This window comes from Bacteroides sp. A1C1 (assembly GCF_004328515.1).
Taxonomy (GTDB): Bacteria; Bacteroidota; Bacteroidia; order Bacteroidales; family Bacteroidaceae; genus Bacteroides; species Bacteroides uniformis.
This window is the reverse complement of sequence record NZ_CP036491.1, coordinates 1,055,763-1,071,366: the sequence shown is the minus strand read 5'-3', so window position 1 is coordinate 1,071,366 and position 15,604 is coordinate 1,055,763. Positions and strand designations below refer to the sequence as shown.

The window sequence follows — 15,604 nt, the reverse complement described above, 5'->3', positions numbered from 1 at the left end:
TAAATTTGCATCTGCTTTCGGTTTGCGCTATCTTTGCGTCCAGAAAACATAAAAAACAAATAAGGTATGTCGGACAGAAAGAAGGCGTTCTGGTTTATTGCGCTGCTGAGTGTGCTTGTGGTTGTTCCCTTTCTGGGAGAAACCATTTTTTATTCCAAGGGGGAACCGCGGGAGGCGATTGTTGCCCTTTCTATGCTGGAAAGTGGAAACTGGATACTTCCGGTGAACTATGGTACTGATATTGCTTATAAACCCCCTTTCTTCTACTGGTCAATAGCCGCCGTCTCTTCCCTTTTTGGAGAGGTGACGGAGTTTTCCGCCCGTTTCCCGTCTGCATTGGCTTTTTTAGCCATGCAGTTGATGTTCTTTGCCTTTGTGGCAAAACGTAAAAACGTTCAAACGGCGTTTCTGGCCTCTATTCTTCTTTTGTCTTCTTTCGAGGTGCATCGGGCGGCTGTCGCTTGTCGGGTCGATATGGTTCAGGTTGCCTTTATCGTTATTTCCCTTTGTCTGCTGTTCCGCTGGGATGAGAAGGGATGCCGCGGAGTGCCCTGGCTTGCGGTGTTGCTGATGGGATGTGCCACGTTGACCAAAGGGCCGGTAGGCTCCATATTCCCTTGCGCGTGTATCGGTGTGTATCAGTTGTTGCGCGGACGTTCTTTCTGGAAAGCGTTTTTCTCGTTGGTAGGTATCGGCTTGCTTTCTTTTGTTCCTTATTTAGCTTGGGTATACGTAGCTTACAGACAAGGTGGACAACCGTTCCTCGATTTGGTTCTGGAGGAGAATACCGGGCGGTTTATGGGCAAAATGTCCTACGAGTCCCATGAAAATCCTATATGGTATAATTTCCTGACTTTGATTTGGGGATGGATTCCCTGGACGTTGGTTCTGGTAATTTCCTTGTTTGGCTTGAAGTGGAAAAACATGCGTTGTCTGCCGGAAGGGGAGACCCTGCTGTTGCGGTTGAAGAAGGGCTGGACTGCTTTCCGCAACCAGTCTCCGGTACAATTGTTCACGTGGCTGGTCATTCTGATAATCTTTGTCTTCTACTGCATCCCCAAGAGTAAGCGGAGCGTTTATCTGCTTCCCATCTATCCGTTTATGGCAGTGCTGATAGCTGAGTATCTGTTGGCTTTGGTACAAAAGGGGGCACGAGTTTTCAGGATTTGTGCAATCATCTTTGCTTCTTTGGGCTTGTTGCTTACGCTTGTTTTTGTCGTAGTTCGTCTCGGCCTGGTTCCCGACAGCGTTTTTGGAAGCGGACGCCATGCCGCTGAGAATGTAGCCTTTATGCATGCGTTGGAGGATGTGGCTTTGTCTGTTCCCAAGTGGCTCCTGGTAGCGCTTCCCGTAGTAGCCGCTGTCTGCACATTACGCATGGTGATAAAGCGTGCGGATAGCCGGTCATTATTATATGGCATAGCAGGATGTATACTCTGCCTTTTCGTATCATTGGATTCGGTTTATCAGCCCACGGTGCTGGCTGTGAAATCAGATAAACATTTGGCTGAAAGGGTCAATACGTATGTTCCGGAAGGTGTGGTCTATTCTTACTCGAAAATGAGTTTCTATGGTGTTAACTTCTATCTGAAAGACCGCATGCGGCACATTGAAAAGGAACGTCCGTCCAGCGGGGAGGGCTATTTGTTGGTTCCCGTAAAGGAGGAGGAGAATATGTTGGGAGAGCTGGAACAGACGTATCATCTGGAAAAGATATTCCGTACAGACAGACGCAGTTGTGATATGCGTAATGAAATCTGTATGTATAAATTCAGGGTGATTGACAATTCATAACCCATAACTTATAACTCATAACTCATAACTTAAAATGAATCCGATAGATATCATTAACAAATATTATCCGGAAGAGAATGAGTTGCGGCATATACTGTTGACGCACAGCCGTTCCGTAGCCGACAAGTCGTTATGGATTGCCGACCGCCATCCGGAACTTTCATTGGATAAGGATTTTCTGTACGAGGCTGCCATGCTGCACGATATAGGCATTTTTCTTACAGATGCGGCAGGTATCCATTGTTTTGGTGACAAGCCTTATATCTGTCACGGTTATTTGGGAGCCGACTTGATGCGTGGCGAAGGATATCCCCGCCATGCTTTGGTTTGTGAACGCCATACGGGTGCCGGACTTTCATTGAAGGAAATCATTGCGCAGGATTTGCCTGTGCCTCATCGTGAAATGGTTCCGGTCAGCTTGGAAGAACAAGTTATCTGTTTTGCCGATAAGTTTTATTCAAAAACTCATTTGGAAAAGGAGAAAAGTGTAAAAAAAGCCCGTAAAAGTTTGGAACGTTATGGTGAAGAAGGGGTACGGCGCTTTGATAATTGGTGCGAACAGTTCTTGTAGCAATCTAAATTTCTTTAAAAAGGGAGATTATCCGTATAAATTATGTACTTTTGCCCCTCCAAGCGTAAACTATTAGTTAATGACGCCATTGAAAGCAAATACATTCATATCATTCATACTACTATTCGTCTTGCTTCTTCTCTCTGGTGGAGCTGCTTCTCAGCATCGTAGAGGGAAGGTTGTACCTCCGGATACCCAACGGACGGATTCATTGCAACGTGGCGACACCTTGCAGGTGGGAGACACTTTACAACATGGGGCGGGATTGCCCAATGACTCGTTGCGACAAGATACGATAGCTCCCCCTCCTCCCAAGAAGGATGCGCTGGATGCTCCCGTCGCTTATGAAGCCAATGACTCCATTGTGTTTACACAGAGTGGTTTTGCTCATCTTTACGGTCAAGGGAAAGTGAGTTATCCAGGAGCTGATTTGGAAGCTGAGATTATTTCTATGGATATGGATAATAGCACGGTTTTTGCTCGTGGTGTAGTCGATTCTGTAGGGACAGCTAAAGGACGTCCGGTTTTTAAAGATGGAGACACCTCTTACGAAACTGACACTATCCGTTATAACTTCAAGAGTAAAAGAGGGCTTATCAGTAATGTTGTTAGCCAGCAGGGTGAAGGGTATGTGACTGGTAACAATGCAAAAAAAGGAAATAATGATGAGCTTTATATGAAAAGTGGGCGTTACACGACTTGTGATCATCATGATCATCCTCACTTTTATATGCAGATGACCTATGCCAAAGTGCGTCCGAAAAAGAATGTAGTGACGGGACCTGCCTATCTGGTTGTAGAGGATGTACCGCTCCCTCTTGCCGTTCCGTTTTTCTTTTTTCCGTTCTCAAGCAGTTACCAGTCTGGTTTTCTGATGCCTACCTATATGGATGACTCTAATCGTGGTTTTGGTCTTACTGACGGTGGATACTATTTTGCCATCAGTGATCAAATGGATTTGAAGCTGAGGGCGGATATCTTTACGAAAGGCTCTTGGGCGCTTAATATGGAGTCGAACTATGTGAAGCGTTATAAATATTCCGGTTTGCTTCAGGCGAGCTATCAGGTGACTAAGACCGGTGACAAAGGCTTGCCCGACTACTCAGTTGCCAAAGACTTCAAAGTGGTGTGGTCTCATCGGCAGGATCCTAAAGCAAATCCTAATTCTACTTTTTCTGCCAGTGTGAACTTTGCTACTAGTAGTTATGAGCGTACCAATATTGACAATATGTACAATTCGCAGGCTATGTCTCAGAATACCAAGACTTCCAGTGTCAGCTATTCGCGCAACTTTCCTGATCAGCATTTGAATATTTCCATGTCAAGTAATATTGCACAAAGTATGAAAGACTCTTCTATTGCTGTGACTTTGCCTGACATGACCATTTCCTTGAGTACTATTTTCCCTTTTAAACGTAAACATGCTGTTGGAGATGAAAGGTGGTATGAGAAGATTTCAGTACGTTATACCGGTCGTCTGAAGAACAGCATCAAGACGAAAGACAATCTGTTGTTCAAAAAGAACTTGATACGCGATTGGGAGAACGGTATGCAGCATGAGATTCCTGTAAGTGCCACGTTTACTTTATTCAAATACTTCAATGTTACACCTTCTGTGAATTATACAGAGCGTTGGTACACCCGCAAGGTGAAGAAGGACTGGGATGATGAGCAAGGCAAGGAGGTAAACGATACGACTTACGGTTTTCACCGTGTGTATGACTACAGTGCCAGTTTGGGTATCAACACTAAACTTTATGGCATGTACAAGCCGCTGTTCATGAAGAAGAAGGAGATACAGATCCGTCATGTCATCACCCCCTCTATCAGTTTCAGCGCTGCGCCCGATTTTACTTCATACCGTTATGGCTATTACGATTCTTATATAAAGGATCAGAATGGTGTCCGTGATACTGTGCAGTATTCTTATTATGCCGGTCAGGTATTCACTCCGCCAAGTGGGGGAAAGCAGGGACTTATCAGTTTCAATATCTCTAACAACCTTGAAATGAAGTTCAAGGATAAGAATGACTCTATCCGCAAGGTGAGCCTGATTGACGATTTGACTATGGGTATCAGTTACAACACAGCTGCCCAGGTGCGTCCTTGGAGTGACTTGACCTTTAATCTTCGTCTGAAGTTGAGTAAGAGTTATACTTTGAGTATGAACTCTACCTTTGCCACTTATGCCTACGAGTTTGACGAGAACGGAAGGGTGGTGCCCGGTAACCGTACAGAATGGTCTTATGGTCGTTTTGGCCGTTGGTCTGGATATGGTACATCCTTCAGTTGGACTGTGAACAATGATTCGTGGAAGAAGATAAGGAACTTCTTCACCGGTCAGAAGGATGATGAGGAGCAGGACCAGGATCAGAATGCTTCGACGGAGGAAGACGGTGATATGGAGGGGGAAGCCACCGAGGGTGGTACTCCGAAGAAGAAGACTGAAAAGGCTGCTGCCGACGCTGACGGTTATCAGGTATTCAAGATGCCTTGGTCCATCAACTTCAGTACCGGTTTCAATATTACGGAAGACACCAGTAAGCCCATTAATCGTAAGAACATGCGCTATCCGTACAAATTCAGCCTGAATTCCCTTAATATAAACGGTAACGTCAAGCTTACCAATAAATGGGCTGTCAGCTTCAATTCCGGTTATGACTTCAATGCGAAGGAGATAACGCAGACCGCTTTTAACATCACACGTGACCTACACTGTTTCAGCATGACGGCTGCCATATCACCTTTCGGACGATGGAAATACTATAACTTTACCATTCGTGCCAATGCAAGTATCCTGCAGGACTTGAAATGGGAACAGAGAAGCCAGACTCAGAGTAATATTCAGTGGTATTGATGTTTACCAAACGATTTCCTTTTCCCCGTGCTCTCTCAGGTAATCATTCGTTTTGCTGAAATGCTTGTTCCCGAAGAAGCCGTTATAGGCGGATAGGGGAGATGGATGTGCCGAGGTAAGTACTAAATGTCGGTTACGGTCGATGAATGCCCCTTTGCGTTGGGCATAGGCTCCCCAAAGAATAAATACAAGATGCTCTTTTTCTTCGGCGAGAATGCGGATGGCCGCATCTGTAAATGTTTCCCAACCGCGGTTTTGGTGAGAACCGGCTTGGTGTGCACGTACGGTGAGGGTAGCATTGAGCAGCAATATGCCTTGCTCTGCCCAGCGTGTCAGATTTCCGGTAGTGGGGGCATCAGTGCCAATGTCATTTTTTATTTCCTTGAAAATATTAAGTAGGGAAGGAGGGAAGGGAACACCATCATTTACGGAGAAGCAAAGTCCGTGTGCTTGTCCCGGACCATGATAGGGGTCTTGACCGATTATCACGACTTTTACTTTGTCAAAAGGGCATAGGTTGAATGCATTGAATATCAGCTTTCCCGGAGGATATATGGCATATTTCCCATATTCGTCCCGTACAAAATCAGTCAATGTACGGAAATAATCTTTCTCAAATTCAGGTTGCAGATGTGCTTTCCAGCTTTCTTCTATTTGAACATTCATAATTGGATCTGTTAGTAGTTTCGGATGCTAAAGTACAAAATAAAAAATAAAGTCCAACCTTTTGAGGGTTGAACTTTATATTATATGACGGGATAAACGTATATCAAATCAGGTGTATATTGTGTTCCTTACACTCTTTGCGCATATCTTCTGGCCAGATACTGGCTTGTATCTCACCGATATGCGCCTTGCGCAGATAGAACATACAGAGACGGGACTGTCCTATACCGCCGCCGATGGAAAGCGGCAGTGTATCATTCATCAAGCGTTTGTGGAAGTAAAGTTCCAGACGTTCCTCTTCGCCTTCCTCTTTGAGCTGGTGAAGCAGGGCTTCCTTGTCTACACGGATACCCATGGAGGAAAGTTCGATGCTGCGTTGCAGGATGTGGTCCCATAGCAAGAGGTCACCGTTCAGTCCGGGGAGGTCGTTCAGTCCTTTGCTGGTATAGTCATCATAGTCCGGAGCACGTCCGTCATGTTTCTTTCCGTCGCTCAGCTTGCATCCGATACCGATGATGAACACCGCACCGTATTTCTTGCAAATGGCATGTTCGCGGCATTTGGGTTCCAAGTCCGGATATAGTTGGCGCAATTCTTCGGCATGAATAAAGTGAAGTTTCTGGGGCAGGCAAGGCTTGATTTGCGGATACATCTCATATACCATATATTCTGTGCGCACCATGGCTGCATAGATACGGGTTACTATCTCCTTGAGGAATTCCACATTGCGGTCTTCGGCAGTAATGACGCGTTCCCAGTCCCACTGGTCTACATAAAGGGAATGCAGATTACCCAGCTCTTCATCGGCACGGATGGCATTCATGTCTGTGTAGATGCCATATCCTGGTTCGATATGATATTCGGCAAGCGTGAGGCGTTTCCATTTGGCGAGGGAGTGTACCACTTCAGCTTTGGCGTCACCCAAATCTTTGATAGGGAAAGTCACGGCACGTTCCACTCCATTGAGGTCGTCATTGATACCCATTCCTTTCAATACGAACAGTGGAGCTGTCACACGTCGCAGGCGCAGTTCGGAAGAGAGGTTTAATTGGAAAAACTCTTTAATTTGTTTAATCCCTAATTCAGTCTGTTTTAGGTCCAATAAAGGTTTGTAACCTTCAGGTGTTATCAGGTAGCTCATAAATCTATTCAGTATAACTTCTGTTAAATTGTTCGGCAAAGATAGGAATAATATTAATACTTGCTTCTATTTTGTGAAAAAAAATAGCAAAATGTTTGTGTAATTGCGGTTGTTCTTCTCAAAGTAATAATAAAAATATTCCTCGGTTTGATATAAAAAGCGTTTGAATGTTAGGAATCTGCTAATTTTTTTATACTTTTGCATCCACATTTGGCTCCGTAGCTTAGTGAATAGAGCGTCAGATTCCGGTTCTGAAGGTCGTGCGTTTGAATCGCACCGGGGTCACAAAGAAAGGAACTCCCTTTGCATGAATACTTTGCAAAGGGAGTCCTTTTTTATACAATACATCCAGAAAAGTCAACCATACGGTTCTCTTTCTTGTTATAATTTCCATAGAGGCAGAGGTATGAAACAAATAATATTTATTTTTGCAATGTTAATGATTGGTCTGTCCTATGCCGGTAAGCCGGAAGGACGGTCAGAAAGGAGAACAGACATGAAACCAATGAAAGAGATTTATCTGGCAGGAGGATGTTTTTGGGGTACCGAACATTTCCTGAAACAAATAGAAGGTGTGGAGGCTACCCAGGTGGGATATGCCAATGGAAATATAGCCAATCCTACCTATCGGCAGGTATGTACCGGCACCACGGACTTTGCCGAAACCGTAAAAGTACAGTATGACGCCGATAAGGTGGACTTGCCTTTCCTTATCGACCTTTATTTCAAAACGATTGACCCTACCAGCCTCAATAAGCAAGGAGGTGATAGAGGTATACAATATCGCACGGGTATCTATTATACGGATACCGCCGACCTGCCCGTTATTCGTGAAACTGTTGACCGGCTGGCTGCCAACTACTCCCGTCCGTTGGTGGTAGAGATAGAGCCTTTGAAGAACTTCTATCCTGCCGAAGATTATCATCAAGACTATCTGGACAAAAATCCGGGTGGATATTGCCACATTAACCCCGCCTTGTTCGACTTGGCGCGTAAAGCGAAGATGAAGAAAGAAGGAGATGGCGAGTATTTAAATCTGGAAAAGTAACGGACAATGGATATACTGTTAATAAGTAATGAAGATACGTGCCGCAGCCGTATCGCGCAGGAACTCCTGCATGCATTTGGCAGGGGAATGAATATCTCTACGGCAGGTATTATGGAGGGGAACTGCGTTCCCGATGCCGTGTGCAATGTGATGGAACAGAATGGTTTCAGCGTGTCTCGCAAGAAACCCTCTGGTGTCGGGGCCTATACGCATCGGTCATGGGACTACGTGATTACCCTGTGTAAAGAAGCCGGAGAAGAACTGAAATTTATCACTCTGGATGCCAAGCAGCAGGCGCATTTTGATTTTGAAGATCCCTTTAAAAATCGTTTTCAAAATGAAAGTGAGCAGGAGCAACAAGTTGCCGCACTCTATGAAATCATGTACCGGCAGCTGTATGAATTTTACCGTAATGAACTGAGCGAGCAGCTGTTGCCTCGTTGTACGTGCGGTGCAAATACCTATTGCCGTTGCGAATAGTGAAATATGTGTTTTTTTTTTGAAGCAATCTCTTGACTCGTACCTAAGGGCAGGACCTATCTTTGCATCATAAACAAAATGCGCATGAGTTTATGAAGAATAAAATGAAGTTTAAAATCGGAGAGTTTTCCAAACTTTGCCAAGTGACCGTTAAGACGCTTCGTCATTATGAAGAGATAGGATTGATGATACCCGTTGAAGTGGATGAGTGGACGGGGTATCGCTATTACGACATCAGCCAGCTCCGGTGTATGAGCCGTATTGTTTACCTCAAGCAATTAGGGTTCAGCCTCGAAGAGATATCCGAGTTGTTTGCCGATGGCAAGGAATTTCCGGATGCTGAATTGTTGAAGGTTAAAATAGAACGTTGCAAAAACGAGATTGAACACTTGATATGGCGGCAGACCGAACTTGCCAAATTGGAAAATTTACTCCATAAACAAGAGAATGTTATGGAAAAAGTGTTTAAGAAATCCCTCCCTTCAAGAATTTTTGCTACCCATCGCCGTAAAATAGACTCTTATCAGGAGCTGTTCAATCTTTGTCCGAATATCATCGGGCCTGAAATGTACCGTTTGGGTTGTGAATGTCCTGCCCCGGAATATTGTTTCACGGTGGAATATAATGAGGAATATGGGGTTGATATTGATATCGAGTTTTTTGAAGCGGTGGCTGAACGCAAGGAAGATTCGGAGCTGATTAAATTCAAGGAACTTCCGGAAGTACCGGTTGCGCTCTGTGTCAACCATTACGGTGCTTATGAGCATATGCCCGAAACTTTCGCCGAGCTTTTTGCGTATGCCGAGGCAAATGGATACGAGGTTATTGACCGTCCCCGGTTTTGCCATATTGACGGCATTTGGAACAAAGAAACGGTGGATGAATGGATGACGGAAATTCAGTTGCCCATCAAACCTTCTTAATCAGCCTTTGATTTCTGCGGAAAGCTTTCAACCGTGAGAATACCTAAAAATAGGGATAGGTAGTCAACTTATTTTCTGCGAACTTTGCAGACTGAAAAAAGAATTGAAATGAGAAGCCTGCATATTCTGTTCATATTGGTAGTTGTCACTTGGCTCGGTTTTCCGCTGAGAGCGCAAGAAGCTATTTCTATCGGGACTCGCCACACTTTGTTTTCGCATGTCTTGAATGAGGTTAGGGAGTATTGGGTGTATGTACCTGCAATCCGCCCTGGTGAAAAAGAGGAAAGTTATCCGGTTCTTTATTTGCTGGACGGTGATTCTTTTTTTCATTCGGTGGTAGGTTTTACTCGCTTGTTTTCCACCTCCAAAGTTTCTTCCTTACCGCCCTGTATCGTTGTGGCTGTCCTGAATACAGACAGGACCAGAGACTTTACGCCAACCTGTTCCGCTGCCCGGCGTGACGGAACTGTCCGTCCGGGCGATAAACCGGAAGGGGGTGGGGCAGGACAATTTTGCCGTTTTCTGACGGAGGAGCTACGCCCCGCAGTAGAACAAGACTTGCCGGTGAATGGACAACACTTGTTGGCCGGACATTCTTATGCCGGGTTGTTCACGCTGCATGTTTTGCTGAATTATCCCGGTGCATTTGATACATACATCGCCATAGACCCCAGTTTATGGTGGGATAAAGGATATTTTCAGAAACAGGTAGAACGGCAGGTAGATAAGGTTGACTTTTCAGGAAAGCAACTGTATGTTGCGTTTGCCACTCAGCCGCGTCCTGATAGGAAGCTGATCCACTTTCCCCTGACAGATGATTTTATAGGGAGTGCAGTTCCTCGTATGGAGAAGCGGCATTTGCGGGTGGTATTAAAAAAATTCCCGGAAGAGACGCATGGAACGGTTGCTCTTCCAGGATTTTATGACGGACTGAAAACGTTGTTCTTCCGTTCTGTGGTTGGAATTTCTCTGCCGAACAAACCTCTCTGAAAAAAACTCTATTTTTCAGTAAGCTGAATGATATGGCCATTGTACTAAGGGGACTACCTATACCATGGTGAGGTCTGCCAAAATCCTGAAAGCGTCATAGCCTGAGTTGCCTTCCGGCAGAAAGCGCCGAGAAGCGCCGTTTCCTTATAAATCAGTATTTTCAGCTCCGGAGAAGGTTGAGTGTCCTTCTCCGGACACACTGATTAAAAAACTGCAAAAGTGCAGCCGGGGCTTCGTTGACTCCGGGCAATTGGAATAGTAGTACAACCACTGTTGTACAATGAGCGCAGCACCATATGCCCTGCTACCGTACGGAAGTGCATAAAAAAACAGTTGCCTGGAGAAACCCTCTCCAAGCAACTCTTTTCAGCTTCTTGATACTTTATAAAAATCTTTCTTGTCATCAATCGTCAATGTCAATCACCCTCATTTTAGAGTCAAATGTAATTTCCCAACGATTAGACAACTTTATCTCATACTCATTGTCATCGTACTCAATCTGAAGAATTCTTGCATCCGGATAATTGGTCTTTACATAGTTACGTATCGCTTCCGGTACAATCTGTGCAGGAACTTCACTTTGTCTGCATCGTACTTCCTTCCATTCTCCCGATTTATCAAATTCTACCTTCTCCCCATTCGTGAACACCACATCATAGCTTTTATAAAACATTCCCGACTCTAATTTAGCCATTGCCACCTTATGGTCTTTAAAGTAAGTCTTGATAAATGTCTGCGCCTTCGCGGGCAACTGGCTCACCTCTATCGGCTTATCATTATCCGCCATTACCATTGTATGCACTGCAAACATACAAACCAACATCATAACTAACTTTTTCATACTTCTCTATTTTTTAATAATTAATACTTTATTTGTTTTTTGTATTGCAAAGATGAGAAGGAAATCTGGAAAGAATTGGGAAAAAACTCTATTTTTGGAAATGAAAAAAAATCTATTTTGAAAATGGGTGTTGTGGCTCTTCACCTATGAATTTTTGTTTGCAATGAATATTATTTAAAGACACAATAGACTATTATGGCTATGAAAATATTAAATCAGTTTATCGATGATTTTGTAGGTGTTTTCCAATATCGGTTTATGGATACCTTTCAATATTTTAAAGAAAGGAAGAAAAGTAAATATTTGGGAGATAGATTTGAGGAATGGGTTGTGAAGAACTCTAATATTAGTAAAGAGGGTTATCCGGACCTTTGTGACAAGAAAATATTTTGGCGGCTTTTAGATTGGAGAGGTGATAAATACGTTGAGGGTTATAGACCTCTGTCTTCATCATCTCCGGATTTGTTGATGGAGTGTGTTACCACTACGAGTACCATTCATGAAGTTGGAGATATTATAGCTGTAGAATGTAAATGGCGAAGTAAGATAGGTTTTTATCTCGATATAAAAGACATTGAAAAGTACGAAAGGTATATGAACTCTAATCTGTTGAACCGTCCGATAAAAAACTTGTTTTATGTTTTTGGCTTTGGATGGTGTGGTGACGGTCCGGAATCTGTTTATGTAGTTCCTGCCAGAGAATTGTACGATTATGATAAAGATACTCGTAGGATAACGTTCCCTATTAAAGAAACCGAGAAGGAGAAAATGAGTAGATTGGAGCGTTTTAAGAAGAAAGACAATAGATGCCTTCTGTACATCAAGTAATGACATTTAGAGCGATACGGCAGAATGTTAGATATTGATTAAACTATAAAAATCAGTAAAGTACTACTGTATACCGATAAAGTATGCAGTAGTACTTTGTTATATAAACTGAATCAACTGTTATTGTTTGGGTCGCCGTCAATCTTTGTGGCGAAGGCTATTACTGGCATCTAATGCGGTTTGCAACCTTTCCCAGTCCTCACAAAGCGCCTGCATGGAAGGAAACAATAAATCAGCTCCGGCATCCAGTAATACCTGCTTGTCCAGTGGACCTGTATTGACTGCTACAGTGAATATGCCTGCTGCTGTTCCGGCTTGTACTCCGATAGGTGCATTTTCTACAACTATAGCTTCATTGGCTTGTACTCCGGCTTTTTCCAGTCCCATCAAATAAGGCTCAGGATGGGGCTTCCCGTATTTCACATCAAAGGCGGTCACCATGTGGTCGCGCTGAAACATACCGGGGAAGTTATGGGCAAGGCGGTTCAGCAGGGAGTGTTGGCCCGAACCGGTGACAAGTACCGGAGTAAGTCCTGCCGCTTTTACCTTTTGCAGTACTTCCCAAGCACCCGGCATACGTTCCGGTTCCGGGTGGGTACTGAATTCGGCACTTTTCTCTGCATAGATGCTTTCTATCATCTCGGGAGTGGCATCCTTGCCATACTGGCGTTGATAAACGATATTGATGGTGGAGGCTCCGGTACGTCCCTCGTGCATGTATGCCTCTTCACGGCTCAAGTGCAGGCCATGGCGTTTCATTACTTTATGCCAGGCATCGGCATGGTAGGGCATGGAGTTGAACAGTACGCCGTCCATGTCAAAAAGAACTGCTTTCAATTGGATGTTGGAATGCCCGTGCTTTTCCAGATAACGGGCGATAGAGTTTTCGAACACTTGGTAGATTGAGGATTAAAAATTAAGAAATGCAGGGTAAATAAATTGAGAGTTGAAAATCGGGAAACGGCTTTTCATTGCGCTTATTGCACAGTCATTTCTCAATTCTCAACTCTCAATTCCTGATTTATCAAAGTCTTGCCTGGATGGCTTTGGACTCTTCTTCGTAGCCCGGCTTGTTCAGCAGTGCAAACATATTCTTCTTGTATGCTTCCACACCCGGTTGGTTGAATGGATTGACTCCCAGAATGTAACCGCTGATGCCGCAAGCTATTTCAAAGAAGTAGAGCAGACCTCCGATGCTTTCTTCATTCAGTGCAGGGATAACGATGCGCATGTTGGGTACGCCGCCGTCAACGTGGGCAAGCTGTGTTCCCAATTCGGCCATCTTGTTCACTTCGTCCACGTGCTTGCCTGCCAGGAAGTTCAGTCCGTCGAGATTCGCTTCGTCCGAAGGTACCTGCAGGGAGTGCTGTGTCTTTTCCACGGAGATGACAGTTTCGTAGATGGTACGTTCGCCTTCCTGAATCCATTGTCCCATGGAGTGCAGGTCGGTGGAGAAATCTACGGCAGCAGGGAAGATACCCTTGTTTTCCTTACCTTCGGATTCACCATAAAGCTGTTTCCACCATTCGCTTACGTAGTGCAGTTTGGGATTGTAGTTTACGAGGATTTCAATCTTCTTGCCGTTCTTGTAGAGCTCGTTACGTGTAGCTGCATAGATGGCAGCGGGATTTTCTGCAAACGGAACATCTTTTCCACAAGCCTTTTCCATGGCAACTGCACCTGCAACCAGTTTCTCAATGTCGAAACCTGCTATTGCGATGGGCAGCAAGCCTACCGGAGTCAATACAGAGAAACGTCCGCCTACGTTATCGGGGATGATAAAGGACTTGTATCCTTCCTTGTCGGCCGTTACGCGGGCAGCGCCTTTCTTGGCATCGGTGATGGCAACGATAACCTTCTTTGCCATATCCTTGCCGCGTTGGTCTTCGCATTGCTTTTTCAGCAGACGGAACGCCAGGGCTGTTTCAGTAGTAGTACCGGATTTGGAGATGTTGATAACACCGAATTTCTTGTCTTTCAAGTATTCGGTAAGCTCATATAGATAATCTTCACCGATATTGTGTCCTGCATACAGAATGACCGGAGCCGTTTTCTTGTCTTGCAACCAGGTGAAGCTGTTTGACAAAGCCTCTATCACCGCACGTGCACCGAGATAACTTCCGCCAATACCGGCAACTACTACTACTTCGCAGTTGTCACGCAACGTCTGTGCGGTAGCCTTTAGGTCAGCCAGGTGCTCTTTAGTGATGGAAGAGGGGAGGTGCAGCCAGCCTAAGAAGTCGTTGCCCTTACCGGTACCATTCTCTAATGCTTCCTGTGCAGCCTTTACTTGGGCTTCATAGGCGAAAACGTTTTCTTTGGAGATGAATCCAAGAGTCTTTTCAATGTTCAAACTAATCATAATATTCTAGGTTTTAAATTCAGTATTTCGTTTTATCTTTTTTCGCGCTTACCGGAATGAATCGGTAAGCAGCTTGATTTCAATCGTCGGCGAGATACGCTCATACAGAATGTTGTATACTGCATCTACAATAGGCATGTTGACATGATAATGCTTGTTGATTTCCTTGATACATTTTGTACCGTAATATCCTTCAGCAATCATTTCCATCTCAATCTGCGCGCTTTTCACGGAGTATCCCTTGCCAATCATCGTGCCGAATGTGCGGTTACGGCTGAAATTGGAATATCCCGTCACCAGCAGGTCACCTAAATAAACGGAATCATTTACGTTTCTGTTCAGTGGATGTACCGTTTGCAGGAATCTGTTCATTTCCTGTATGGCATTGGACATAAGCACAGCCTGAAAGTTGTCGCCATATTTCAGACCGCTGCAAATACCGGCTGCAATGGCATATACATTTTTCAGCACCGAACTGTATTCAATGCCGGCAACGTCATTACTGACAGAGGTCTTGATGAATGAACTGGCCAGTTTGCGGGCAATGGTGCAAGCCTTGTCGGTGTCGGGACAAGCAATGGTCAAGTAAGAAAGGCGTTCCAGAGCCACTTCTTCCGCATGGCAGGGACCTGCCAATACAGCAATATTCTCAGCCGGGACGCCATATTCCTTAGTGAAATATTCCGAGACAATCAAGTTGTCATCGGGTACAATACCTTTGATGGCAGTTATGATGAATTTATCCTTAATCTTAGTCTTCAGTTTCTTCAAGTGAACCTTCAGATAAGGGGAAGGTGTAACGAAGATGAGCGTATCAGATTCTTTCACGACATCATTGATGTTGGAGTTGAAGTTGATACGCTTGGTATCAAACTTGACGCCCGTCAGGTAGGCAGGGTTATGGCCAAGCCGTTTGAAGTCGGCAATACGGTCGTCTCGCCGCATATACCAGTTTATCGACTCCGCTTGGGCCAGTACCATTTTGGCAATGGCAGTTGCCCAACTTCCTCCGCCCATGATGGCTATCTTACCGGGTAGTTTCATATCGAAATTAATAATTAAAAACTAAAAATTAAAAGGGGGTGAAGGAGCGCGCCTTCACC

14 protein-coding genes and 1 tRNA gene are annotated in these 15,604 nt (G+C 44.6%); 9 read left to right on the top strand and 6 right to left on the bottom strand.

Features of this window, described 5'->3' with window-relative positions; all coding sequences use genetic code 11:
* The first annotated feature begins 66 nt into the window (after positions 1-66).
* The 3 genes from EYA81_RS04625 (at position 67) to EYA81_RS04615 (ending at position 5,222) form a co-directional block, all read left to right on the top strand.
* Complete coding sequence (locus tag EYA81_RS04625) at positions 67-1,794, top strand: glycosyltransferase family 39 protein (RefSeq protein ID WP_131225401.1); 1,728 nt, start codon at positions 67-69, stop codon at positions 1,792-1,794.
* A gap of 34 nt (positions 1,795-1,828) precedes the next feature.
* Positions 1,829-2,365 (top strand): HD domain-containing protein, encoded by a 537-nt coding sequence (locus EYA81_RS04620; protein WP_131225400.1) that lies wholly within the window; start codon positions 1,829-1,831, stop codon positions 2,363-2,365.
* A gap of 79 nt (positions 2,366-2,444) precedes the next feature.
* A complete protein-coding gene (locus EYA81_RS04615; RefSeq protein WP_131225399.1) occupies positions 2,445-5,222 on the top strand; it encodes a putative LPS assembly protein LptD in 2,778 nt (925 codons plus the stop codon).
* 3 nt (positions 5,223-5,225) lie between these two features.
* On the opposite strand, the gene ung is transcribed toward EYA81_RS04615, so the two are convergent.
* Positions 5,226-5,888, bottom strand: coding sequence for a uracil-DNA glycosylase (gene ung, locus EYA81_RS04610; protein WP_117600002.1), 663 nt, complete (start codon positions 5,886-5,888; stop codon positions 5,226-5,228).
* Between the two features lie 103 nt (positions 5,889-5,991).
* Positions 5,992-7,029, bottom strand: a complete 1,038-nt coding sequence (gene asnA, locus EYA81_RS04605; protein ID WP_117600003.1) for an aspartate--ammonia ligase — start codon at positions 7,027-7,029, stop codon at positions 5,992-5,994.
* A 212-nt stretch (positions 7,030-7,241) separates the two neighbouring features.
* On the opposite strand from asnA, the gene EYA81_RS04600 reads away from it, so the two are divergent.
* The 5 genes from EYA81_RS04600 (at position 7,242) to EYA81_RS04580 (ending at position 10,470) form a co-directional block, all read left to right on the top strand.
* Positions 7,242-7,314 (top strand) — tRNA-Arg (locus tag EYA81_RS04600).
* 121 nt (positions 7,315-7,435) lie between these two features.
* Entirely contained in the window at positions 7,436-8,077 is a 642-nt protein-coding gene (gene msrA, locus EYA81_RS04595; protein WP_118273911.1) for a peptide-methionine (S)-S-oxide reductase MsrA, read from the top strand.
* Between the two features lie 6 nt (positions 8,078-8,083).
* Positions 8,084-8,557 carry a hypothetical protein gene (locus EYA81_RS04590; protein WP_118273912.1) on the top strand — a complete coding sequence of 158 codons (474 nt, stop codon included), beginning with the start codon at positions 8,084-8,086 and terminating at the stop codon, positions 8,555-8,557.
* 92 nt (positions 8,558-8,649) lie between these two features.
* A complete protein-coding gene (locus tag EYA81_RS04585) occupies positions 8,650-9,480 on the top strand; it encodes a MerR family transcriptional regulator (RefSeq protein WP_118273913.1) in 831 nt (276 codons plus the stop codon).
* Positions 9,481-9,588: 108 nt separating this feature from the next.
* Positions 9,589-10,470, top strand: a complete 882-nt coding sequence (locus EYA81_RS04580; protein WP_119961168.1) for an alpha/beta hydrolase — start codon at positions 9,589-9,591, stop codon at positions 10,468-10,470.
* Between the two features lie 403 nt (positions 10,471-10,873).
* Here EYA81_RS04580 and EYA81_RS04575 read toward each other — a convergent pair whose 3' ends face one another.
* Positions 10,874-11,311, bottom strand: a complete 438-nt coding sequence (locus tag EYA81_RS04575) for a PepSY-like domain-containing protein (RefSeq protein WP_005833165.1) — start codon at positions 11,309-11,311, stop codon at positions 10,874-10,876.
* A 201-nt stretch (positions 11,312-11,512) separates the two neighbouring features.
* Between EYA81_RS04575 and EYA81_RS04570 the strand changes: the two genes are divergently transcribed.
* Complete coding sequence (locus EYA81_RS04570; protein ID WP_117964232.1) at positions 11,513-12,139, top strand: hypothetical protein; 627 nt, start codon at positions 11,513-11,515, stop codon at positions 12,137-12,139.
* Between the two features lie 138 nt (positions 12,140-12,277).
* Here EYA81_RS04570 and EYA81_RS04565 read toward each other — a convergent pair whose 3' ends face one another.
* From EYA81_RS04565 to EYA81_RS04555, 3 genes are all read right to left on the bottom strand, one after another.
* Entirely contained in the window at positions 12,278-13,033 is a 756-nt protein-coding gene (locus EYA81_RS04565; RefSeq protein WP_117964099.1) for an HAD family hydrolase, read from the bottom strand.
* Positions 13,034-13,163: 130 nt separating this feature from the next.
* A complete protein-coding gene (locus EYA81_RS04560; RefSeq protein WP_117600007.1) occupies positions 13,164-14,501 on the bottom strand; it encodes a glucose-6-phosphate isomerase in 1,338 nt (445 codons plus the stop codon).
* 48 nt (positions 14,502-14,549) lie between these two features.
* Complete coding sequence (locus tag EYA81_RS04555) at positions 14,550-15,545, bottom strand: NAD(P)H-dependent glycerol-3-phosphate dehydrogenase (protein ID WP_044467854.1); 996 nt, start codon at positions 15,543-15,545, stop codon at positions 14,550-14,552.
* Between the last annotated feature and the right edge of the window lie 59 nt (positions 15,546-15,604).

Coding starts and splice junctions, on each gene's coding strand:
- EYA81_RS04615 (WP_131225399.1), top strand. CDS start 2,445: ATGACGCCATTGAAAGCAAATACATTCATATCATTCATACTACTATTC.
- msrA (WP_118273911.1), top strand. CDS start 7,436: ATGAAACAAATAATATTTATTTTTGCAATGTTAATGATTGGTCTGTCC.
- EYA81_RS04585 (WP_118273913.1), top strand. CDS start 8,650: ATGAAGAATAAAATGAAGTTTAAAATCGGAGAGTTTTCCAAACTTTGC.
- EYA81_RS04580 (WP_119961168.1), top strand. CDS start 9,589: ATGAGAAGCCTGCATATTCTGTTCATATTGGTAGTTGTCACTTGGCTC.
- EYA81_RS04575 (WP_005833165.1), bottom strand. CDS start 11,311: ATGAAAAAGTTAGTTATGATGTTGGTTTGTATGTTTGCAGTGCATACA.
- EYA81_RS04570 (WP_117964232.1), top strand. CDS start 11,513: ATGAAAATATTAAATCAGTTTATCGATGATTTTGTAGGTGTTTTCCAA.
- EYA81_RS04620 (WP_131225400.1), top strand. CDS start 1,829: ATGAATCCGATAGATATCATTAACAAATATTATCCGGAAGAGAATGAG.
- EYA81_RS04555 (WP_044467854.1), bottom strand. CDS start 15,545: ATGAAACTACCCGGTAAGATAGCCATCATGGGCGGAGGAAGTTGGGCA.
- EYA81_RS04560 (WP_117600007.1), bottom strand. CDS start 14,501: ATGATTAGTTTGAACATTGAAAAGACTCTTGGATTCATCTCCAAAGAA.
- ung (WP_117600002.1), bottom strand. CDS start 5,888: ATGAATGTTCAAATAGAAGAAAGCTGGAAAGCACATCTGCAACCTGAA.
- EYA81_RS04590 (WP_118273912.1), top strand. CDS start 8,084: ATGGATATACTGTTAATAAGTAATGAAGATACGTGCCGCAGCCGTATC.
- asnA (WP_117600003.1), bottom strand. CDS start 7,029: ATGAGCTACCTGATAACACCTGAAGGTTACAAACCTTTATTGGACCTA.
- EYA81_RS04625 (WP_131225401.1), top strand. CDS start 67: ATGTCGGACAGAAAGAAGGCGTTCTGGTTTATTGCGCTGCTGAGTGTG.